General features: G+C 71.4%; 10 protein-coding genes. 5 read left to right on the forward strand and 5 right to left on the reverse strand.

All coding sequences use genetic code 11. From position 1 onward, the window contains the following. Positions 1-29: 29 nt before the first annotated feature. From ACIP37_RS22295 to ACIP37_RS22305, 3 genes are all read right to left on the reverse strand, one after another. Positions 30-2,429: a phosphoketolase gene (locus tag ACIP37_RS22295; RefSeq protein ID WP_400844341.1), complete on the reverse strand. Its 2,400-nt coding sequence runs from the start codon at positions 2,427-2,429 to the stop codon at positions 30-32. Then, complete coding sequence (locus ACIP37_RS22300; RefSeq protein WP_363630811.1) at positions 2,426-3,487, reverse strand: carbamate kinase; 1,062 nt, start codon at positions 3,485-3,487, stop codon at positions 2,426-2,428. Before ACIP37_RS22300 ends, ACIP37_RS22295 begins: the two co-directional genes overlap by 4 nt. A 548-nt stretch (positions 3,488-4,035) precedes the next feature. Then, positions 4,036-4,752 carry a VIT family protein gene (locus ACIP37_RS22305; RefSeq protein ID WP_363581181.1) on the reverse strand — a complete coding sequence of 239 codons (717 nt, stop codon included), beginning with the start codon at positions 4,750-4,752 and terminating at the stop codon, positions 4,036-4,038. Between the two features lie 425 nt (positions 4,753-5,177). Between ACIP37_RS22305 and mgtA the strand changes: the two genes are divergently transcribed. From mgtA to ACIP37_RS22320, 3 genes are all read left to right on the forward strand, one after another. Continuing rightward, positions 5,178-7,922 (forward strand): magnesium-translocating P-type ATPase, encoded by a 2,745-nt coding sequence (mgtA, locus tag ACIP37_RS22310; protein ID WP_363581179.1) that lies wholly within the window; start codon positions 5,178-5,180, stop codon positions 7,920-7,922. A 433-nt stretch (positions 7,923-8,355) separates the two neighbouring features. Further along, positions 8,356-9,774, forward strand: a complete 1,419-nt coding sequence (locus tag ACIP37_RS22315) for an APC family permease (RefSeq protein WP_363581308.1) — start codon at positions 8,356-8,358, stop codon at positions 9,772-9,774. Positions 9,775-9,810: 36 nt separating this feature from the next. Further along, a complete protein-coding gene (locus ACIP37_RS22320; RefSeq protein WP_400844346.1) occupies positions 9,811-11,448 on the forward strand; it encodes an amidohydrolase in 1,638 nt (545 codons plus the stop codon). Between the two features lie 199 nt (positions 11,449-11,647). On the opposite strand, the gene ACIP37_RS22325 is transcribed toward ACIP37_RS22320, so the two are convergent. Next, a complete protein-coding gene (locus ACIP37_RS22325) occupies positions 11,648-12,352 on the reverse strand; it encodes a TetR/AcrR family transcriptional regulator (RefSeq protein ID WP_363581175.1) in 705 nt (234 codons plus the stop codon). 154 nt (positions 12,353-12,506) lie between these two features. Here ACIP37_RS22325 and ACIP37_RS22330 point away from each other — a divergent pair, with 154 nt between their 5' ends. Further along, complete coding sequence (locus ACIP37_RS22330; RefSeq protein ID WP_363581173.1) at positions 12,507-12,788, forward strand: transposase; 282 nt, start codon at positions 12,507-12,509, stop codon at positions 12,786-12,788. A gap of 148 nt (positions 12,789-12,936) precedes the next feature. On the opposite strand, the gene ACIP37_RS22335 is transcribed toward ACIP37_RS22330, so the two are convergent. Beyond that, positions 12,937-14,040 carry an SDR family oxidoreductase gene (locus ACIP37_RS22335; RefSeq protein WP_363581171.1) on the reverse strand — a complete coding sequence of 368 codons (1,104 nt, stop codon included), beginning with the start codon at positions 14,038-14,040 and terminating at the stop codon, positions 12,937-12,939. Positions 14,041-14,430: 390 nt separating this feature from the next. On the opposite strand from ACIP37_RS22335, the gene ACIP37_RS22340 reads away from it, so the two are divergent. Further along, complete coding sequence (locus ACIP37_RS22340) at positions 14,431-22,164, forward strand: SDR family NAD(P)-dependent oxidoreductase (RefSeq protein WP_400809298.1); 7,734 nt, start codon at positions 14,431-14,433, stop codon at positions 22,162-22,164. The last annotated feature ends 1 nt before the right edge of the window (position 22,165 follow it).

Raw genomic sequence — 22,165 nt, forward strand, 5'->3', positions numbered from 1 at the left:
GTGGAGGCGTCGAAGGGTGGTGACCCGAGTCAGCCGTCCTCTGCCGGGCGGGGAACGCTGCTGGTGGTGCCGACCCAGGTCCAGTCCCGGATTTCCGGCAGGTCCGTTCCGTGCCGGTCGATGTACAGCTTGTGCTCGACCAGCCTGTCGCGCATCCGCTGCTTCACGTAGTCGCCCCGTGCACCGAGTCGGGGCAGCCGGTCGATGACGTCCTGGACGAGGTGGAAGCGGTCCAGGCGGTTCTGCACCCGCATGTCGAAGGCGGTGGTGATGGTGCCCTCCTCGTTGTATCCGCGCACGTGCAGGTTTCGGTTGGTGCGGCGGTAGGTGAGCCGGTGGATCAGCGAGGGGTAGCCGTGGAAGGCGAAGACGATGTGCCTGTCCCTGGTGAAGAGCGAGTCGTAGTCCCGGTCACTGAGCCCGTGCGGGTGCACCGTGTCGGGCTCCAGCTTCATCAGGTCGACGACGTTGACCACCCGCACCCTCACCTCGGGCAGGTGCTCGCGCAGGATGGACACCGCGGCCAGGACCTCCAGGGTGGGGGTGTCGCCGCAGCAGGCCAGCACGACGTCCGGCTCCCCGCCCTCGTCGTTGCTCGCCCACGGCCAGATGCCCACACCCTGGGTGCAGTGCACGACGGCGTCCTCCATGGACAGCCACTGCGGCATCGCGCGCTTGCCCGCCACCACAACGTTCACGTAGTGCCGGCTGCGCAGGCAGTGGTCCATCACGGACAGCAGGCAGTTGGCGTCCGGCGGGAGGTAGATCCGCACCACGTCGGCCTTCTTGTTGGCGACGTGGTCCAGGAAGCCGGGGTCCTGGTGGGTGAAGCCGTTGTGGTCCTGCTGCCATACGTGGGACGCGAGGAGGTAGTTGAGGGAGGCGATGTCGCGGCGCCAGGGCAGCTGCTTGGTGACCTTCAACCACTTGGCGTGCTGGTTGAACATCGAGTCGACGATGTGGATGAACGCCTCGTAGCAGTTGAACAGCCCGTGCCGTCCGGTGAGCAGGTAGCCCTCCAGCCAGCCCTCGCACTGGTGCTCGCTGAGCATCGAGTCCAGCACCCGGCCCGAAGGGGCGAGGAACTCGTCGCCCTCCATGGTGCGGGCGTCCCACTGGCGGTCGGTCTCCTCGAAGACCGCGCCCAGCATGTTGGAGAGCGTCTCGTCGGGGCCGAAGATCCGGAAGTTGCGGCGCTCCCCGTTGGCGGCGACCACGTCTCTCAGGAACCGTCCCAGAACGAGGGTGTCCTTGCCGCTGACCTCTCCGGGCGCGCGGACGTCCACGGCGTGGACTCGGAAGTCCGGCATCCGCAGGTCCCGCAGCAGCATCCCGCCGTTGGCATGCGGGTTCGCGCCCATCCGCCGCTCGCCCACCGGAGCGAGGCCGGCCAGCTCCGGCAGGAAGCGGCCGTTGTCGTCGAACAGCTCCTGCGCCCGGTAGCTCCGCATCCAGTGCTCCAACTGCCCGACGTGCTCGGGGTGGTCGGCGTCCACCAGCAGCGGTACCTGGTGCGAGCGGAACGTGCCCTCGACCTGCAGGCCGTCGACGGTCTTCGGCCCGGTCCAGCCCTTGGGCGAGCGCAGGACGATCACCGGCCAGCGCGGGCGGCCGGCGTCCGTGCGGGCGCGCGCGGTGTCCTGGATCTCCCGGATCTCCTCGACGGCCGTATCCATGGTCCGGGCCATGAGCTGGTGCATCGCCTCGGGTTCGTCGCCCGCCACGATGTGGGGCTCCCAGCCGCAGCCGCGCAGGAACTGCGTCAGCTCCTCCTCCTCGATGCGCGCCAGCACGGTGGGGTTGCTGATCTTGTAGCCGTTGAGGTGCAGGATCGGCAGCACCGCCCCGTCACCGACCGGGTCGAGGAACCTGGTGGACTGCCACGCTGTCGCCAGCGGCCCGGTCTCGGCCTCGCCGTCACCGATGACGCAGGCCGCGATCAGGCCGGGGTTGTCGAACACGGCGCCGAAGGAGTGGCTGAGCGAGTAGCCGAGTTCGCCGCCCTCGTGGATGGACCCGGGCGTGGTCGGCGCGACGTGGCTGGAGATCCCGCCGGGGAAGGAGAACTGGGTGAACAGCTTCCTCATCCCCAGCTCGTCCTGGCTGACGTCCGGATAGACCTCGCTGTACGTGCCCTCCAGGTAGGTGTGGCTCACCAGTGCCGGCCCGCCGTGGCCGGGCCCCGCGACGTAGACCATGTCCAGGTCGTACTTCTTGATGACCCGGTTCAGGTGCGTGTAGATGAAGTTCTGCCCCGGCGTGGTGCCCCAGTGGCCGACGACCAGCGGCTTCACATGCGACAGTTCCAGCGGTGTCTTCAGCAGCGGGTTGTCGTAGAGGTAGATCTGACCCACCGACAGGTAGTTGGCGGCCCGCCAGTAGGCGTCCATCCGGTGGAGCAGCTCCGGTGACAGCGCTGGTCCGGTCATGGCTCGGGGCTCCCGTCGGTCGGACGCGGCCGTGTCCCGCCGGTGCTGAGGTCGTGCGTACGGCTGGGGCCGGTGTTCGGCCGACCATCCGGCGACGAGCCACCCTCGCCCGGCTGCTGCCGGCGCGGACGGCTGCCCGGCTCGTGTGCGTGGGCGGTGGTGATGGTGGTGCCGGCGGCACCGGCGAGGATCGCGCTCGCATCGGGCAGCTGCCCGATGGCCGCCGGGTGGCCCGTGGCCGCCACGAAGTGCCGACAGGCCGCGATCTTGGGGCCCATCGACCCGGCGGGAAACTCCATGCCCGCCAGGTCGTCCAGGTCGAGGTGGCGCAGCGCGGTGGCCTGCGGGGTGCCGAAGTGTGCCATCACGGCGGGTACGTCGGTGAGGACGAGGAGCCGGTCGGCGTGGAGGGTGGTGGCGAGCAGGGCCGCGGTGGAGTCCTTGTCGACGACGGCTTCCACGCCGTGGAGCCGGCCGGAGCCGTCATCGGCGACCGGGGCTCCGCCGCCTCCGCCGCAGATGACGACCGAACCGGTATCCAGCAGGTGGGTGATCGAGTCCTGCTCGATGATCCGCTGCGGCTCGGGCGAGGGCACGACCCTGCGCCACCGGTCACCGTCCGCGGCGATGGTCCAGCCGTGCAGGTCGGCCAACTGTCGGGCGCGCCGGTGGTCGTAGACGGGGCCGACGAACTTCGTCGGCTCGGCGAACGCCGGGTCGCCCGGGTCGACGAGCGTCTGGGTGACGAGGCTGAGGACAGGCTTGGCCAGGCCGTCGTTGCCCAGGCACTGCGTGAGCCAGTAACCGATCATGCCCTGGGTCTGGGCGACGAGCGCATCCAACGGGTAGGGACGGGACAGCGCCGGGTCGCTCTCGCTTTCGAGGGAGAGCATGCCGATCTGCGGGCCGTTGCCGTGGCAGATCACCAGCTCGTGCCGGGCGGCCAGCGGACCGAGAGCCCGAGCGGCGGTGCGCACGTGCCCCAACTGGATCCCGGCATCAGGCCTCTCACCACGGCGAAGCAGCGCATTGCCACCGAGTGCGGCCACGATACGCATGTCAGGGCACCGTCACATACGCGCCCGCGGCCTCGGGCGCACACCGGGCGCCCGTCGCGACGCGGCACCGGCGGCCCAGCGCGGGAGCGGTGTCGGTGACCAGCTGTCGGGCTTGGCTACTCACGAGGCTCCTCCGCACGGCGTCCAGATTCCCGATGCCGCTGATGTCCGGTGCCGATCCCGGATGAGTGGGGCTGCCCGGTGGACCTGATCACAGCGCAGCCCGGGCGGCGAGCCGGCCGAGTCAACGCGACGGCCGCCTCCTGAGAAGTGACCGGCCAGCCGACTGGTCCGATGTACCCGGCTGTCCGACGTGACCACGGTGTCCGCCACTCACCGAGCCCTGCCCGGCTGCGAGCGGGGCCACTGCGAGTCGGCGTGATGGCGGAGGGCCCGGGGGGGCGACGACCGACCCGCTGCTTCGACGCTACCCGCGGCTTGTGGGTGCTGTCCACGCCAGCGGTTGCGCCCACGCCCCCGGTGCGAAGGACGCCGCCGACAGGAACAGGGCCTTCGCCCGGGCCGGGAGCGCCGGATGCGGGAACGTTTCAGACACCGGTAACGCCGAGGGCCACCCCCACCCCGTAGGTGACGGCCATCGCCAGCCCTCCGCCGAGAACGTTGCGCAGGATGGCCCGCCCGGGGGGCGCCCCTCCGAGGCGGGCGCTGACAGCCCCGGTGGCCCAGAGGGCCGCGAGGACGGCAGCAGCCGTGACCGGGACCCGGGACGACACCGGCAGCAGCAGGATGACCAGCAGAGGCAGCAGCGAGCCGGCGGTGAAGGACACGAAGCTCGCTCCTGCCGCCTGCCAGGCGCTCGTCAAGGCGTCCGGATCGAGCTTCAGCTCCGCGTCCGCGTGCGCGGCCAGCGGGTCTCTCTCGGTCAGCTGCTCGGCCACATCCCGCGCCAGTGCCGGAGGCAGCCCCTTGGCTTCGTAGAGACCGGTCAACTCGTCCAGTTCCGCCTCCGGCGCCTCCGCCAGTTCACCCTGCTCCACCAGCAGCGCGGCCCGTTCGGAGTCCCGCTGGCTGCTGACCGAAACGTACTCGCCCACCGCCATCGACATCGATCCCGCCAGCAGCCCGGCCAGCCCGGCCGTCAGCAGCGCGATGTGGGAGGTGGTCGCACCGGCCACACCGATCACGAGGCCCGCCGTGGAGACGACCCCGTCGTTGGCTCCGAGCACCCCGGCCCGCAGCCAGTTCAGACGGCGTCCCAGGGCACGACCGTGCGGCTCGTCCTGCTTGCCGGCCTGTCCTGCCACCGTCGGTACCTCCTCCCGCGCCGGCGGCACCGGCCGACCCGGGCGCGGCCTCGACGCGAGCCGGCACCGCGCCGTCGGCGGAACGGTCCCACCGGGCTCCGGGATCGCCCGCCCCGTGTGCGGAGAACCCTCGCGAACCCCGTCTGCTCCACTCTGGTCCCGCAGCGACGCGTCGGCCACCAGAGGCCGCGCCGAGGAGGCGTCCCGGTGAGCGCCGAGCCAGGCACCGGAGGGAAGAAGCGATCGACCCATGCGACCCTGGAGAAACGTAGCGCGCCCGGGTCTGTTCGGACTCCGTGCCCTCGCCGGGCGTGGCACGTGCCCAGAGGCGGCGATCCGTATGACACAGCACCACTCCCCCGCATCCCGTCGGCGTGCCGTCGCATGCCGAGAACGGTGACGGGCGGGACCGGGGACCACCCGCGATGAGCGCCGCGGCTCCCGTGCGGTCGGCCGGGCCCGCGGACGGGGTGGCAGCCTCGGCGGCACTGCTTGGGGAACAGGTTCTGCGCGGGCTCGACGTCAATGCCGAGGCGGGGTTGAGCTCCGGTGAAGCGGCCAGGCGCCGGGCCCGGTTCGGGCCCAATGCGGTCTCCTCGCACCGGGCCCGGTTCTTCCCTGTGCTGTGGCACCAGTTGCGCTCGCCACTGCTCGGGTTGCTGTTGGGCGCCGCCGTGGCATCGTTCCTGGTCGGCGAGCGCAGTGACGCCGTGATCATCGGGGTGATCGTGGCGGTGTCCGTGGGGCTGGGCTTCGTCAACGAGTACCGGGCCGAGAAGGCCGCCGAGGCGCTGCACTCGCAGATCCGCCACACGACGGTGGCGGTGCGCGACGGACGGGCGGTGTCGGTGGATGTCACCGCGCTGGTTCCCGGCGATCTGGTCGAGCTGCACCTGGGCGACATCGTCCCGGCCGACCTGCGGCTGCTGGAGGTCACGGGACTGGAGTGCGACGAGTCGCTCCTGACCGGCGAGTCGCTGCCCGTGGACAAGGGCACCGCCGCCGTCCCGGCCGGGACACCGCTGGCCGAGCTGTCCGGCTGCGCCCTGATGGGCACGGTGGTGCGCACCGGCGGCGCCCGGGGGGTCGTGGTGTCCACCGGGGCCCGCACCGAGTTCGGCAAGATCGCCGCCGGGCTCGGCACCCACCAGCTCGACACCGAGTTCCAGGTCGGCCTGCGCCGCTTCTCCCTACTGCTGGTCTACGTCGCGGGCGCGCTGACCACCTCGATCTTCGTGATCAACGTGGCGCTGCACAAACCGATCATCGATGCCCTGCTGTTCTCGCTGGCCATCGCAGTCGGCATCACCCCGCAGCTGCTGCCCGCCGTCGTCTCCACCAGCCTGGCCGCGGGCTCGCGGCGGATGAGCCGCCGCAAGGTCCTGGTCAAACGGCTTGTCTGCATCGAGGACCTCGGCGACGTCGACGTCCTGTTCACCGACAAGACCGGCACCCTCACCCTCGGCCGGATCGACTACATGCGCGCCGTGCCCGTCGGCGCCGACGGTCCCGACACGGTGCTGCGATGGGGGCTGCTGTGCACCGAGAACGCGGCGCGGGACGAGCGGGACGTGGGCGGGAACCCGCTCGACCAGGCCCTGTGGCGCTCGCCCGCCGCCGCGGGCGAGCGGGCCGCGCTGGCGGGCTACACCTCGCTCGCGGTGCTCCCCTTCGACCACGAGCGCCGCATGGTCTCCGTCCTCGTGCGGGACACGGCCGGCGTATCGACCCTGGTCACCAAGGGTGCTCCGGAAAGCATCCTGGAACGCTGCGCCGACGTGCCCGCCGCAGCCCGTGACGCGCTGGCGGCGGAGTTCGCCGCCGGCAACCGGGTGATCGCGGTCGCCACCCGGCCCGGCGTCGCCGGATCGGGGCAGATCCGGCCGGCGGACGAGAACGGTCTTCAGCTGGCCGGGCTGCTCGTCTTCCTCGACCCGCCCAAACCGGACGCGGCCGCCGCACTCAGCAGGCTGGCCGCGCTAGGCATCTCCGTGAAGGTCGTCACCGGCGACAACGCCGCAGTCGCCGCCAAGGTCTGCCACGACCTCGGACTGGGTGGGGGCGAGGCCATGACCGGCGCCGAGGTGGACGCCCTGGACGACACCCGGCTGGCCGAGGCGATCACGAGCACCACCGTCTTCGCCCGGGTCAGCCCCGAAGCCAAGGCCCGCATCGTGCACGCCCAGCGGCGCAGCGGCGGTGGGGTCTCGTTCCTCGGCGACGGCGTCAACGACGCCCTGGCCCTGCACGCGGCCGACGTGGGCATCTCCGTCGAATCGGCCACCGACGTCGCCAAGGACGCCGCGGACGTGATCCTGCTGGAGAAGGACCTGGACGTGTTGGCCGACGGCGTGGCCGAAGGCCGGCGGATCTTCGCCAACACCATCAAGTACGTGCTGATGGGCACCTCCAGCAACTTCGGCAACATGTTCAGCGCGGCCAGCGCCTCGCTGTTCCTGTCGTTTCTGCCGATGCTGCCCTCGCAGATCCTGCTGAACAACCTGCTCTACGACACCAGCCAACTGGCCATCCCCACCGACAACGTGGACGAGGAACAGCTGCACAAGCCCTCGCACTGGGACATCGCCTTCATCCGGCGCTTCATGATCTGCTTCGGCCCGCTCAGCTCGGTCTTCGACTTCATCACCTTCGGCGTCATGCTCTGGGTCTTCCATTCCGGCCCGGCGCAGTTCCGCTCGGGCTGGTTCGTGGAGTCGCTGGCCACCCAGACCCTGGTGATCTTCGCGATCCGCACCCGGCGCATCCCGTTCTTCCGCAGTCACCCCAGCCTGCCACTGACGCTGTCGGCCCTCGGCGTCGTCACCGTCGGCACCCTGCTGCCCGCCACGCCACTGGCCCACACCCTCGGCTTCCAGCCGCTACCAGGGGCGTTCTTCGCCACCCTGGTCGGCATGATCATCGCCTACCTCGTCCTGATCGAGGTCGGCAAACGCCTCTTCTACGGCGCAGCCGCCACCACCGTCCCGGCCCCGCCGCGCTACGGCGCCCTGCGCCACCTGCGGCGGCGCGCCGCGTACTTCAGCACCGCGGCCCGCCGGCGCGCGGCCGCGTCCGGCACGCCACGACCCGCTTCCCCGCGCAACGTCGCGCAGCGCTTCGCGCCGTCCTCGCCGCCGGCGGGCAGTCGGCCGCCGGGACGGCCGCAGTAGGACTGCCGGCCCTCGGAGTCGAGGATCGACGAGCACGCGTGGAGCCGCTCGATGACGACCTTCTTCGTCGCAGGCGAGTTGCCACCCGGCCGGGTCCGCGGAACGCTCCAGCACCCTGCCCGACCAGCAGGGTCGCTCACCTGGCGAGCCGCGACTCGATGCCCTCGGGCGCGCATGGGGGCAGCCGCCGCTCCCCGGTGAGGGGAGGGCCCGTCTCCGCCCCTCACCCGCCGCACCCGCCCCTGCGGCCGCCTCGCCCCACTCCCACTCCCACGCCCCAGCTCTTATGACAACAGCATTGACGTGTAAGGGCGCCACCGGTTTCATGTCTCGCACCCCTCCCCCACACGAGCAAGGCGGTGATCCGTTGACACCGACGGTGAAGGCCACGGGCAACGCTCCGAGACCGGACGCGAGCAGCCCCCACGTCACCATGCACAAGTCCATCGGCCTGCTGGACGGGGCGACGATCGCCGCCTCCAGTACGGCGGCCACCAGCAGCATCGGCATCGGCCTGGGCCTGATGGCCGGAGTCGTCGGCCTGCACCTGCCCGCGATCATGCTGCTGGCCTTCCTGCCCGTGCTCGCCATCGCGGGCGGGTACGGGCGACTGAACGCCGTCGAGCCGGACGCCGGCAGCAGCTATCGCTGGGTGGGCCGAATACTCAACCCCTGGCTGGGCTTCCTCACCGGCTGGGTGAACACCGTCGGCACCGTGGTCTTCATGGCCTACACCACCACGGTCACCGGGTCCTCCATCATCCAGCTCCTCGACCTGGCCCACGTGCGCAGCGTCGCGGGCCTCCGCCTCGACGCCGACTCGACCGTCCAGTGCACCCTGCTCGGCCTGGTGGTCCTGGTCGGCGCGGCGCTGGTGGCGGTGCGCGGCCTGGACCTGGCCGCCCGGCTGCAGAAGGCGCTGCTGGTGTTCGAGTACGCGGTGCTGCTCGGCTTCTGCGGCTACGGGCTGTTCGCCGGCGACCAGCCGTTCTCGCTGCAGTGGTTCAACCCGTTCGACATCCCGTCCTTCGACGCGCTCGCCCAGGGCATGGTGCTGGCGGTGTTCTGCTACTGGGGCTTCGAGTCGGTGTTCAGCGTCGGCGAGGAGGTGCGCAGCCCCCGGGACGCCTCGCGGGGCGGCATGCTCGCCCTGGTGGTGATGCTGCTGCTCTTCCTGCTCGCCGGCACGGCCTTCCAACGGGTGCTGCCGATCGACGAGTTGGCCGACAACGGCGCGCACGGGCTCGCCTACTTCGGCACGACGCTCGCCCACCAGCCGCTGGCCGCCCTGCCGTTGATCGCGCTCATGTTCTCCGCGGTGGCCTCCCTGCAGTCGTCCGTGATCCCGACGGCGCGCGGAATGTACGCGATGGGGCGCGACGGCGTGCTCGGCCCGGTCTGGACCCGGCTGCACCCGAAGCACACGACGCCCGCCGTCGGCACGCTCCTGATCACCGGCATCGCGATGGCCCTCGCGCTGGCCTCGATCGCCATCCCCACCGTCAACGACCTGATCTCCGCCTCCGTCAACGCGATCGGCATCATCGTCGCGCTGTACTACGCGCTGACGGCCGTCGCGGCGGCCGTCCGGTTCCGGCACCTGCTGCGCAGCGACCCGTTGGAGGGACTGCGCGCGGTGGTCGGCCCGCTGCTGGGCGCGGCCGCGCTGCTCGCCGTCGGCGGCTATCTCGCCTGGTCGTTCTACGACTCCGCCGACCACTTCGAACTGGCCGCCGACAACGGGTGGTTCGAGCTGACCGTGACGGTGATGATGATCGTCACCGGACTGCCTGCGGCCGCCTGGGCCCGCTGGCGGCGGCGTTCGCCCTACTTCCTGCCCGACACCGACTGACAGCCCGTGGAAGCCACGAGAGAACGGAGCACCCCCATGCCCGAGGCCGATCTGGTCTTCACCCGCGGCCCGGTCCACACCGGTGACGCCGCCCGCACCCGGGCGACCAGCCTGGCCGTGACCGGCGAGCGGATCACCGCCGTCGGCCACGACGAGGTCCGGGAGCTGATCGGGCCGGGGACGGAGGTCGTGGACCTCACCGGCAAGCTGCTGCTGCCCGGATTCCAGGACGCTCACGTCCACGCGGTCTTCGGCGGCACCGAGTTGGCGGTCTGCGACCTCACCGGCACGGTCGGCGTCGCCGACTACCTGGAGCGGATCCGCGCGTACGCCGACGCCAACCCCGGCCAGGCGTGGATCACCGGCAGCGGCTGGTCGATGGAGAGCTTCGAGGGCGGGCTGCCGACCCGGCAGCTGCTGGACTCCGTCGTCCCGGACCGCCCGGTGTACCTGACCAACCGCGACCACCACGGCGCCTGGGCCAACACCCGGGCCCTGGAGCTCGCCGGCCTCACCCGGGACACCCCCGATCCGGCGGACGGCCGGATCGAGCGCGAGCCGGACGGCACCCCGGGCGGCACGCTCCAGGAGGGCGCCACCGGCCTGGTCGCCCGGCTGATCCCGCCCTCCACCGCCGCCGACCGGCTGGACGGGCTGCTGCGCGCCCAGCGGCTGCTGCACTCGCTCGGCATCACCGGCTGGCAGGACGCGCTGCTCGGCGAGTTCAACGGCCAGCCGGATCCGTCCGACGCCTACCTGGCCGCCGCGCGCTCCGGCGCGCTGACCGCCCGGGTGACCGGCGCGCTCTGGTGGGACCGCGACCGAGGGGCCGAGCAGATCCCCGAACTGGTCGGGCGGCGTGCAGGGTTGAGCCACGGGCGGTTCCGGGCCGGCTCGGTGAAGATCATGCAGGACGGCATCGCCGAGAACTTCACCGCTGCTATGACCAGCCCGTACCTGGACGGCTGCGGCTGCGCCACCGCCAACTCCGGCCTCAGCTTCGTCGACCCGGCCGCGCTGCGCGGGTACGTCACCGAGCTGGACGCGCTCGGCTTCCAGGTGCACTTCCACGCCCTCGGCGACCGGGCCGTCCGCGAGGCGCTGGACGCGGTCGAGGCGGCCCGCGCCGCCAACGGGCGACGCGACACCCGCCACCACCTCGCCCACCTCCAGGTGGTTCACCCGGATGACCTCGACCGCTTCGCCCGGCTCGGCGCGATCGCCAACATCCAGCCGCTCTGGGCCGCACACGAGCCTCAGATGGACGAGCTGACGATCCCGTTCCTCGGCCCGGAGCGCGCCGCCTGGCAGTACCCCTTCGGCGCCCTCCAGCGCGCGGGCGCCACCCTGGCGGCCGGCAGCGACTGGCCGGTGAGCAGCCCGGACCCGCTCGCCGGCATCCACGTGGCCGTCAACCGGAGCGAGCCGGGGGCCACCGACGGCCGGGTCTTCCTCCCCGAGCAGCGCCTCGACCTGGCCTCCGCCCTCGCCGCGTACACGGCCGGAACCGCCCACGTCAACGGCCATGACGACGCCGGCACCCTCACGACGGGCCACCTCGCCGACCTCGTCGTCCTGGACCGCGACCTCTTCACCGCCCCCGCCGAGGAGATCGCCGACGCCCGCGTCCTGCGCACCTACGTCGGCGGCCGGCTCGTCCACGCGGCGAACTGAGCCGCCCGGGGGTGAGTCGGTGCCCCGGCGGTCTCAGGGCACTGCCAGGATCCCCCGCACGAAGTGATGAAACGTACCCAGGAACGCGTAGGCCCGAGGGCTGCGTCGGCACCGTGACGGTCGCCGACGCAGCCGGGAGCGATCGGCCCGGCTGCGTCGGCCGCTTCGGATCCGGCAGCGCTCAGTCCGTCGCCCGCGCTCAGCCCGTGGCCGGGAGGCGGGCCTCGGCGGCGTCGAGGAGGAGGTCGAGGGCGTAGGGATAGCCGCTGCGGCGCATGTCGCTGGTGAGGAGCCGGGCGGTGGCGGCGATGTGCGGGTACGTGGTGGCGTCGAGCCGGGCGTAGGAGGCCTGCCAGACCTCCAGGTCGGCGGCCTGGGCAGCGGCGGGCAGGGCGAGGGCGGCGGCGTCGAGCGCGGCGAAGCCGAGGCTCTGGTCGACGAAGGCGTGGTAGATCCGGACGGCCTCGCGGTCGGGGAAGCCCGCCCCGCGCAGGACGCCGAGGATGGCCTCGACGGCGGCGATCTCGTAGGTTCGGCCGGTGGTGCGGTGGGCGGCGAGCAGCGCGGCCTGGGGGTGGGCCTGGTAGGCGGCGTGGATTCGCAGGCCGATGGCACGCAGGTCGGCGCGCCAGTCACCAGTGGCCTGCCAACCGTGCTGGGCGCGGCCGATGAGCTCGTCGGCGACGGCGAGCAGCAGGTCGTCGGTGCTGCGGAAGTAGCGGTAGACAGCGCTCGGATCGGCGCCGAGCGCGGTACCGAGCCGCCGTACGGTGAGCGCGTCGGCGCCGTGCTGCTCGATGAGCCGCAACGCGGTGTCGACGATCAGTTCCCTCGACAGGATGACGCCTTGCTTGGTGGGCCGCCGACGCTGCCGCCGGGGCTCGGGGACTACCCGTTCGCTCATGCCTGGCAGCGTAGGTCAACAGGCTTGACTTAGGCCAGGGAAGGCCCGCATTTCCGCCCGGTCCGGCGCGAGCACGCCGACTGCGTCCTGGCCGCCGCCCTCCGGTTGCCCCGGCACCCCCGGCTGAGCTGCTCCGGCCTTCTTGGAGTCCCTGATGTCTGGGTTTGTTACGATCCAGGCGCAAGGAGAACCACGAGCAGTGCCGGCACCACGCAAGTACCCCGATGAACTCCGTGAACGCGCCGTGCGCGAGGTCCGCTCGACCGGCCGCCCCGTCGCCCATGTGGCTCGCGATCTCGGCATCCACAAGGAGGCCTTGCGGTCCTGGGTCCCGCCGGTGATGGCGGAGCGACGGGGGTCGCGGGCGGCCACGGGTACGTCATCGTCACCTGGTAGTCCCCGACGAGCTGAGTGTCCGAGTCCTCCCAGACTCTGATGCTCGGCTCTGTCACAACCGGACCACTGGCGGTCCGCTGTACCCGGAGCAAATGCGCGCTCCTGAGATCGGAGCCTCGGATGCCGAGTACTTCCTTGGACCAAGCCGTTGCTGATGTCCAGTGAGGCTGCGCGCTGGACTCGGTGAATCAGACCCCGACCACGGACCCGGCCCTTCGCATGCCACGGGCGAGGTAGGCGCTGTCGACGGGGGCGGGATCGGGCAGATCGCCCACTGTCGCCAGCAGGTTGGCTCGGCCGTAGGTCCGGCTCTGCGTCATGAAGGAGGAAACCTGGGCGATTTGGGTGGCTGCCAGGACCTCCACCGGGATTGGCGCGTGCAGGGCTGGAACTGTCTCCACGGCCAGGCCCGGATAGGCGAGTTCGAACGCACGCAGGAAGACACTCATGGAAGTGTTCTGCGGGTGGGTGACGTGCACGGTGCGCAGGCCCGTCGGCCGGTGGGCCGCGACGCGCACCATGGCGTGTGCGGCGTAGTCGACTTGGAGCATGTTGAGGGAGTCCTCGGGGTTGCTCCGGATTCGGACACGCAGTGCGCCGTCGCCGCCCGGCCGTGCCTGGGCGTCGGCGCCCAGGCTCACGTCGATCAGGCGAGCGAGGATCCCCAGGGTCTGGTTCGGCAGCCCATCGGGGATCACCTGGTCCAGTACGAGAAGGCTCGGACGCATGATGGTGACCGAGCGGCCGGTGTGTGCGGCCCACCTGCGGACCAGGCGCTCACCGTTGAATTTGCTTTCCTCGTAGTAGGTCTGGAAGCCTGCCTCCTCGCTCAGGTCGTCCTCCAGGATGTGGCCACTGCTCCGCCGCCCGGCCACGTAGGCAGTGCTGGTGTGGAACAAGTGCGCCTGGGGGGCCTGGTCTGCCAGCTCCAGCAGGCCACGGGTCCCGAGGATGTTGGTCCTGAACAGCGGAGCCGGATCACCCACGAGGGCGAGCAGGCCCGCGCAGTGCCAGATCGAGGTGAGCCCGTCGGCTGCCGCAGCGATCTCGCGGCGGCCGAGCCCCAAACTGGGCTTGGTGAGGTCGCCCTCGACGTAGCGCAGGCGGCCCAGGGAGCCGGCGGGCGGTGGATCGGGTTCCGCCGCAAGAACCGCCGCCTCGACGCGTTGACGCAGTGTCAGGGTATCCGCGCGTCCCAGGATCGTGATCACTGCCCCGTTCCCCTCGTCGAGCAACCGCCGCAGGACGCGGCATCCCAGGAATCCGGTGGCACCGGTGAACAGGATGGACAAGGATGGCTCCCAGGGTTCAGAACCGCCGCTGTCGGGACGGGCTGAGCGTGTTGCGGCGACGCCACCCTACGGCCCAGTGGTCTCCGCGAGTACGATCCGCTGCCTCCGCTACCTCCGTTTCGGCCGAGACCAGACGGGGCCGCTGCCCGAACCCGCAGTCAGGTCATGGTCGTTCGCCCACATCCTGACCTTGCGAGATCGACATGGTCTTCACTCGAACGAGCTTGCTCCGGCAACGCGGGCGCGGTGCGCACTCCGATGTGGTCGCGCGTCACACCCACGCCCCATCCGTGACTTTGTGCTGTCGATCAAATACCGTGAGTGCTTCGCCCGCATGAGGGCGACCGACTGGAGAACTCGCCACCCCAGGCATGGATGAGAAGGGCTCACATGCATCGGGACCGGGAACGCGCAGACCGGCAGGCCGTCGCCATCGTCGGGGCGGCCTGCCGCCTGCCGGGGGGCATCAACGGCCTGGACGAACTGTGGAATGCGCTGGAACAGGGCCGGGACCTGATCGGGTCGGTGCCTGAGGACCGCTTCGAGACCAGCCGCTTCGTCGACCCCTCGATGCCGCGCGTCGGCAAGAGCTACACGGCGGTCGGCGGTTTCCTCGACGATGTCGCCGGCTTCGACGCCGCCTACTTCGGCGTCTCACCCAAGGAGGCGGCACAGGTCGATCCGCAGCACCGGCTGCTGATGGAACTGGCGGCCGAGGCCCTGGACGACGCCGCCGTGGCCCCCGAGACGCTGGCCGGATCGGACACCGCCGTCTACGTCGGCATCTCCGACATGTCGTACGGCACTTTGCAGTTGTTGTCGCCGCGCACGGTCAACGCCTACACGATGTCGGGCAGTGCCAGCTCCATCGCTGCCAACCGCCTCTCCTACACTTTCGATCTGCGTGGTCCGAGCATGGCGGTGGACACCGCTTGCTCGTCCTCGCTGGTCGCCCTCGACCAGGCATGCCGGAGTCTGTGGTCGGGCACCAGCCGGGTCGCGGTGTGCGGAGGGGTGAATGTGCTGCTCTCCCCTTTCCACTACGTCGGGTTCTCACAGGCGTCCATGCTGTCGGCCCGTGGCAGGTGCGCTTCGTTCTCGGCCCAGGCCGACGGTTTTGTGCGCGCTGAGGGCGGCGTGGTGGTGCTTCTCAAGCGGCTGGACGATGCGCTGGCCGACGGGGACCGCCTGCACGGCGTCATCCTTGGCAGTGCCACCAACTGCGACGGCAGGACGATGGGTCTGGCCCTGCCCAATCCCCAGGCCCAGGAGGAGTTGCTGCGTCGGATCTACGCCGAGGCGGGCGTCGACCCCGACGAGTTGGTGTACTTCGAGGCGCACGGCACCGGCACCCCGGTCGGGGACCCGCTGGAGGCCCGGGCCATCGGCCGCGCCCTGGGGATCCGGCGCATCACCGGCGACCTCGGCATCGGCTCGGTCAAGAGCAACCTGGGACACCTGGAGCCCGCATCCGGACTGGCGGGCCTGTGCAAGGCGCTGCTGGTGCTCAAACACCGGGCTGTGCCCGCCACGCTGCACTGCGAGCAGCCGCATCCCGACGTGGACTTCGCGGGGCTAGGCCTGCGGATCGAGGTCCGCAACCGGGCGCTGCCCACCGATGGGCGTCTGGTGGTGGGGGTGAACTCCTTCGGGTTCGGCGGTGCGAACGCGCACACCGTGCTCGCCTCCGCTCCCCCCGTCCTGCCGCCCGGCGCGTCCACGGCACCGCCCGAGGGCCTGCCGGTGCTGGTCTCGGCGCGCACGGAACCGGCTCTGGCCGAGGCGGTGCGCCGGATGACGGCCCGGCTGGCCAGCGCCGCGCCACGGGAGTTCTACGACATCGCCTACACCTCGTGCAGGCGCCGCGGCAAGCACGAGCACCGCGCGGTGGTGCTCGCCCGCTCCACGGGGGACGCGGAACGCGGGTTCACCGCTCTTGCCACTACTGACGAAGCATCAACATCCCTTCAGCAAAAGGCTGATGGTGTGACGCACTCGGGTGGCGCCGCAGCCGTCGGCGGGTGGGAGCGCGGGGCGGGAGCACCTGCGGCCGGCGCGAGTGCCAAGGCGGTGGAGCGTGGCCGGGTGGTGTTCGTCTTCTGCGGCAACGGGTCGCAGTGGGCCGGGATGGGTACCGACCTCCTGGCGGGCGACTCGATCTTTCGCGAGACGGTGAACCGGGTGGACGCAGCACTGGCCCCCCTTCTGGGCTGGTCGGCGGCCGAGGCATTGGCCGCGCCGCCCGAGCAGTGGTGCCTGGACCTGACCGAGCGCGCACAACCACTGCTCTTCACGCTCCAGGTCGCCTTGGCGGCTGTGTTGCGCGAGCGAGGCATCGAGCCGGCGATGGTGCTGGGGCACAGCGTCGGTGAGGTAGCCGCGGCGCACTGCGCCGGGGCGCTCACCCTGGCCCAGGCCGCGCTGGTGATCGCCGAACGCAGCCGGTTGCAGGGCGCCACCCGTGGCGGCGGCAGGATGGCGGCGGTCGGGCTGTCGGCGGAGCGCGCGGCCGAGCGACTCTCCTCGTTCGGCGGCAGGCTGGAGATCGCGGGTGTCAACAGTCCGCAGGACGTCACCATCGCAGGCGACCCGCAGGCGCTGGCCGACCTCGGAAGGCAGCTGACCGGGCAGGCGGTGTTCTTCCGTGAACTCGACCTGGACTACGCCTTCCACAGCAGCTCCATGGACAGTCTGGCCGAGCCCCTGGGCGCCGCGCTGGCCGCGCTGGCGCCCTCCCCCGCCGCCGTCGCACTGCACTCCACCGTCACCGGCGCCAGGGCCGGGGGTACTGACCTGGACGCGGCGTACTGGTGGCAAAACGTGCGTCGGCCGGTCAGGTTCAGCGCGGCAGTGGAGCAGGCACTCGACGACGGGGGCGACATCCTGCTGGAGATCGGCCCCCACCCGGTGTTGCAGACCTACCTGCGGCGTATCGCCGCCACGCGCCCCCGAACCGCCGTCACGGTGCTGGGAACACTGCGCCGTGACGGGGACGGAGCCACGCAGCTCGCCACCACCCACGCAGCGCTGCTCGCCGCCGGAGCGGACATCGACTGGGGTCGGTACTTCCCCCGCCCGGGCCAGGTCACCGGCCTTCCCGCGTACCCCTGGCAGCGCGAACGCCACTGGGAGGGCACCCGGGAGTCCTGGATCAGCAGCAGCGGCGACGGCGTGCTGCGCCATCCGCTGCTGGGCGAGCGACTGCCTGCCCCGCTGCCGGTGTGGCAGGGCCCCATCGAACCGGTACTGCTGCCCTGGCTGGGCGACCACAGAGTGGCCGGATCGGTGGTGATGCCGGCCACCGGCTTCGTGGAGATGGCGCTGGCGGCCGGGCGGGCGGTCTGCGCCGGCCCGGTGGAGGTCGAGCATCTCGATCTCAGCCACGCTTTGGTGATCCCCTGGGCAGACCCGTCCAGTGTCCGCGTGCAGCTGAGCCTCTCCCCGGACGACGGGACGGTGAGCATCACGAGCACCAACCACGGCCCCGGCCGCGCGGCCGACGCAGCGCGCCCGCACGCCCGCGCGAGGGTTCGCGCCTTGCTGCGGGACCGCCCCGAATCCCTTGATCTCAACACGGTACGGGAACGCTGCCCACGGTTGACGTCGGCCGACGAACACTACACGGCGTGCGCGGCGGCGGGATTGGCCTACGGTCCCGGCTTCCAGGTACTGCGCGAACTGCGCGTGGGTGAAGGCGAAGTCCTCGCCACCTACCACCACAGCACACCGGGCGATCCCTACACCGCACATCCCGCTCTGCTGGACGGCGCGCTACAGGCAGGCGCCCCGCTGCTGGCGGGGCTGGTGACCGACGGGCACGCATGTCTTCCGGTCTCGATCGGGGCGGTGCGTCTCTGGGGCACTCTGCCCGAAACCGGTGTCGTCCGGGTACGCGAACGCACCCGGACCACCGAGGAGGTCTGCTGGGACATCACGCTCACCGACCAGGACGGCGTCGTCACCGCCGAACTCGACGGCTGTCGGCTGCGCCGTCTGGCAGTCACCGCTCGCGCAGGCATCGCCGTCTACCACACGGTGCTGCGCGCCGCCCCGCACAGCGACCTTCCCTGCGAACCGTCCCCCCTGCCACCCCCGCGGACCGTGCAACAGGCGGCGGCCGACCGGATCGCCGAGCTGCGATCCGACTGGCGGCGGTTTGGGCATGAGAGGTTCGTCCCACTGTTCAAGGAATGCAGCGCGCGCAGCATCGGCACCACGCTGGCCGCCGTACTGCCCGAGCCGTCCGCGCCCTTCGAACTGGACGATCTCGTGGCAGCCGGAATGCAACCGCGCTTCCGTCGCCTGGTCTCCCTGCTGATCCCCCTGTTCGTCCGGCACGGGGTGCTGGTTTGCGAACCGGACGGCCGGTGGCGGTTGACGGCAGCTGAGTTCCCCGTCGATCAGCTGGTCCGACAGATCGCCACCGAGCTACCCGCGTTCGTCACCGAGACCGCGCTCGGAACCCACCGATGGGCCCACCTCGAGCAAGTGCTGCGCGGCCGCACGGATCCCGTGGAGCTGCTGGGCTCCGAGCCCGTGGCCAAAGCCCTGGAGCAACTCCACGACACCGCCCCGGTCTCCCGCTTCCACAATCGCCTCACCCAGGCACTGCTGCGCGAGATGCTGCGCGACTGGCCGGTCGACCGTCCGCTGCGGGTCCTGGAGATCGGGGCCGGTACCGGGGGCACCACGGCGGCGCTGCTTCCGCTGCTGCCCGCGCAACGGACCCGCTACTGCTTCACCGATGTCTCCCCGCTCCTCTTCCCGCGTGCCCAGAAGCGCTTCGCTGCTTACGACTTCGTCGACTACCGGGTGCTGGACCTGGATGCGGACCCGCTCGGGCAGGGCTATCCGCAGCAGGGATTCGACGTGGTGGTGGCGGTCGACTCCCTGTACATGGCCAAAGACCTGACCGCGGCACTGCACAGGGTGGCCACCCTGCTCGCCCCCGGCGGCCAGCTGCTGATCGGCGAGTCGCACGACCCGGAGATGCTCGCCCTTTCCCTCGGTACCCCGGACAGCTTTCACACCGGTACCGACACCGAGCTGCGGCCCGACTTCCCGCTGCTGTCGCGCGAGCAGTGGCCCGCCCTGCTGGAGCGGTGCGGCTACCGCGACATCGTGCAGACCGGCCATGACCGCAAGCCCACCCGCGACCACCGGAGCGTCCTGCTCGCCGGTGCCCCTACGCCCGAGTCGGCGGCACCGCCCGCACTGCCCACCGCGCCGGCGGGAGCGGTGTTCGTCATCGCGTCCGAGACCGTGGGCCAGGACCCCTTGGTCCACGCCCTGGCCGACACGCTGACCGCTGCGGACGCAGCAACCGTGCGCGTCATCCGGGCCGAAGCCGAACCATCCGCCTGGGACCGGGCCCTGTCCGCCGCGACCGCCCCGCCCGAGACCGGCCTCAGCACTCCAGTGATCGACTCCGTCGACATCGCACTCCTCCTCGGCGGCTCGCCGCACAACGAACCCTCGTCGCAGAACGACCCTGCGGACCAGGTCGTCCAGGCAACCAGGCACACGGAGTTGCTGCGCGTGGTCACGGCCGCCTGCGCACGTCTGCCGCGCGAGGTCGGTGCCCGGCTGTGGCTGGTGACCCGCACGAGCGGCGCCGTGCCCGCCCTGGCGCGGATCACGGATCCCGTCCACGCCGCCGCGTGGGGCGTGGCGCGCTGCCTGGCCAACGAGCACCCGGACCTGGACGGACGCCGCATCTGCCTGGAGCCCGGCGCCGACCCGGTCTCCGACGCGCGACGGCTGGCCCGCGAACTACTCGGTCCCGGCACCGAGGACGAGGTCGTGCTGACCGCGGGCGGCCGGTTCGTCCCGCGCGAGCAGCACCGACCAGTGGCCGGGCCGACGCGGGAAGCGGTCCCGTTCGCGCTGAGGTCGCGCAACCCCGGCCTCTCCTACAACCTGTCCTGGGAGGAGGTCCGACGCCCGCAACCGGGGCCCGGCGAGGTCGTCATCGAGGTGCGGGCCGCCACGCTGAACTACCGCGACCTGATGCAGGTCACCGGCCTGCTTCCGGCGGCGGTCATCGAGGGAACGCCGTCCGAGAGCGGTCTCGGCCTCGAATGCGCCGGCGTCGTGACGGCCTGCGGCTCCGGAGTGACCGGCCTGCGGCCGGGTGACCGGGTCGCCGGCATGGCGGCTGCCTCGCTGTCCTCGCACACCGTGGCCCGCGCTTCGCACCTGTGGCCCATCCCGGCGGGCCTCAGCTATGACGAGGCCGCCACCACGCCCGTGGCCCTCGCGACCGTCGTCTACAGCCTGTTCCGCCTGGCCCGGATCCAACCGGGCGAAACGGTCCTGGTGCACGGGGCCGCCGGCGGAGTCGGGCTGGCGGCCGTCCAGTACGCCAGGGCACACGGCGCCACGGTGATCGCCACCGCCGGCAGCGACCTCAAACGCGCCTATCTCCACGCGCTGGGCATCGACCACGTGCTGGACTCGCGCAGCCTCGACTTCACCGACCAGGTCCTCCAGATCACCGCGCACCGGGGCGTGGACATCGTTCTCAACTCACTCGCGGGCGAGGCGATCACCCGCAGCCTGGAACTGCTGCGCCCGGGCGGCCGGTTCCTCGAACTGGGCAAACGCGACATCCACGAGAACAAACCGCTGCTGCTGCGCCCTTTCGGCAACAACATCGCCTTCTTCGGGGTGGACCTCAACGCGATCCTCGATGTTCCCCGGGAGATCGACCTGGTCGTCGCCGAGGTCGGCCGGCTGCTGCGCGAGGGGCGGTGCCACCCGCTACCACATGCCGCATTCCCCGCCGCCCGGGTCGCCGACGCCTTCCGGCTCATCCAGCACTCCCGGCACATCGGCAAGGTCGTCGTCACCTTCAGCCCCCTGGACGAACCCCCGGCGGTCGAGCGGATCACGCGCACGCCCACGCTCGACCCCCAGGCCACCTACCTGGTGTCCGGTGGGCTGGGCGGCTTCGGTGCAGCCACCGTCGGCTGGCTGGCCGGCCTCGGCGCCCGGCACCTGGCCCTGGTCGGACGCCGGGGTACGGACAGCCCGGAGGCCGGCGCCATCCTGTCCGCCCTTGCCGATCGCGGGGTCACCGCAACCGCCTTCGCCGCCGACACGACTGACCCGGAGACCATGCGGGCCGTGGTGGCCGCGATCGATGCCGACGGTCACCCGCTGCGCGGCGTGGTCCACTGCGCGATGCACCTGGACGACGACGCGCTCGTGGACCTCGACGAGCAGCGCATCGCCGCCGTACTGAAGCCCAAGATCGGCGGGGCCGCCGTCCTGGACGCACTGACCCGGGACCGCGACTGCGACCTGTTCCTGCTCTACTCCTCCGGCAGCGCCATGGTCGGCAACCTCAGGCAGAGCACGTACGCCGCGGCCAACCTCTACCTCGAAGCCCTGGTCCGCCGACGACGACAGGAAGGACGCAGCGGGCTCGCGATCGCCTGGGGAGCCATCAGCGAGACCGGCTACGTCACCCGCAACAACCTGACCGAGGCCCTCAGCAGTCTCGGCATCGAACAGGTCCGCCCGACCGAGGCGTTCACCGCCGCAGAACGACTTCTCGACGCCCGCGCCGTCGTCGCGGGCGTGGGCCGCTACAACTGGGCCAAGGCCGGCGCGATCCTGAAGCTGGCGACCAGCCCGCGAATGACGGGGCTGGCCCCCGCCTGCGACGATCAGGACGGCGTCAGCCGTACGGAGCTCATCCGCGGACTGGCCGGCGAGCAGCCGCTGGTCTTCCTGACCAAGAACCTGACCGAGCTACTGGGCGCAGTACTTCAGATGGACCCCGAACAGTTCGACCCCCATCGTCGGCTCGACGCGTACGGCCTGGACTCGCTGATGGCGGCCGAGCTACTGATCTCGCTCCAGCAGCGCTACGGCGTGGACATCCCGCCCATGGAACTTCCGCGTGGCAACGCGACGATCGCGGACATCGCCCAGCTCGTGCAGCTGCGGCTGGGTCTTGGCTCCGCCCCGGACGGTTCGGCCGCCGACTTCACCGCTGTGACCGCGCCGGTGCCCCGAGAGGCACAGCCCAGTACCAACGCGCCCGTACTCGCAGCCCTGCCCTTCCCGCAGCAGCCGCCCGCCGCAGCTCCCAACGGCGCGGTCACCAACACCTGAT

This window comes from Kitasatospora sp. NPDC088861 (assembly GCF_044750105.1).
In the GTDB taxonomy this organism is placed as follows: domain Bacteria; phylum Actinomycetota; class Actinomycetes; order Streptomycetales; family Streptomycetaceae; genus Kitasatospora.

What these genes read in the sequence shown, in the direction of transcription:
- ACIP37_RS22320 (WP_400844346.1), top strand. Translation starts at nt 9,811, where the DNA reads ATGCCCGAGGCCGATCTGGTCTTCACCCGCGGCCCGGTCCACACCGGT.
- ACIP37_RS22325 (WP_363581175.1), bottom strand. Translation starts at nt 12,352, where the DNA reads ATGAGCGAACGGGTAGTCCCCGAGCCCCGGCGGCAGCGTCGGCGGCCC.
- ACIP37_RS22295 (WP_400844341.1), bottom strand. Translation starts at nt 2,429, where the DNA reads ATGACCGGACCAGCGCTGTCACCGGAGCTGCTCCACCGGATGGACGCC.
- mgtA (WP_363581179.1), top strand. Translation starts at nt 5,178, where the DNA reads ATGAGCGCCGCGGCTCCCGTGCGGTCGGCCGGGCCCGCGGACGGGGTG.
- ACIP37_RS22330 (WP_363581173.1), top strand. Translation starts at nt 12,507, where the DNA reads ATGTCTGGGTTTGTTACGATCCAGGCGCAAGGAGAACCACGAGCAGTG.
- ACIP37_RS22315 (WP_363581308.1), top strand. Translation starts at nt 8,356, where the DNA reads ATGCACAAGTCCATCGGCCTGCTGGACGGGGCGACGATCGCCGCCTCC.
- ACIP37_RS22300 (WP_363630811.1), bottom strand. Translation starts at nt 3,487, where the DNA reads ATGCGTATCGTGGCCGCACTCGGTGGCAATGCGCTGCTTCGCCGTGGT.
- ACIP37_RS22340 (WP_400809298.1), top strand. Translation starts at nt 14,431, where the DNA reads ATGCATCGGGACCGGGAACGCGCAGACCGGCAGGCCGTCGCCATCGTC.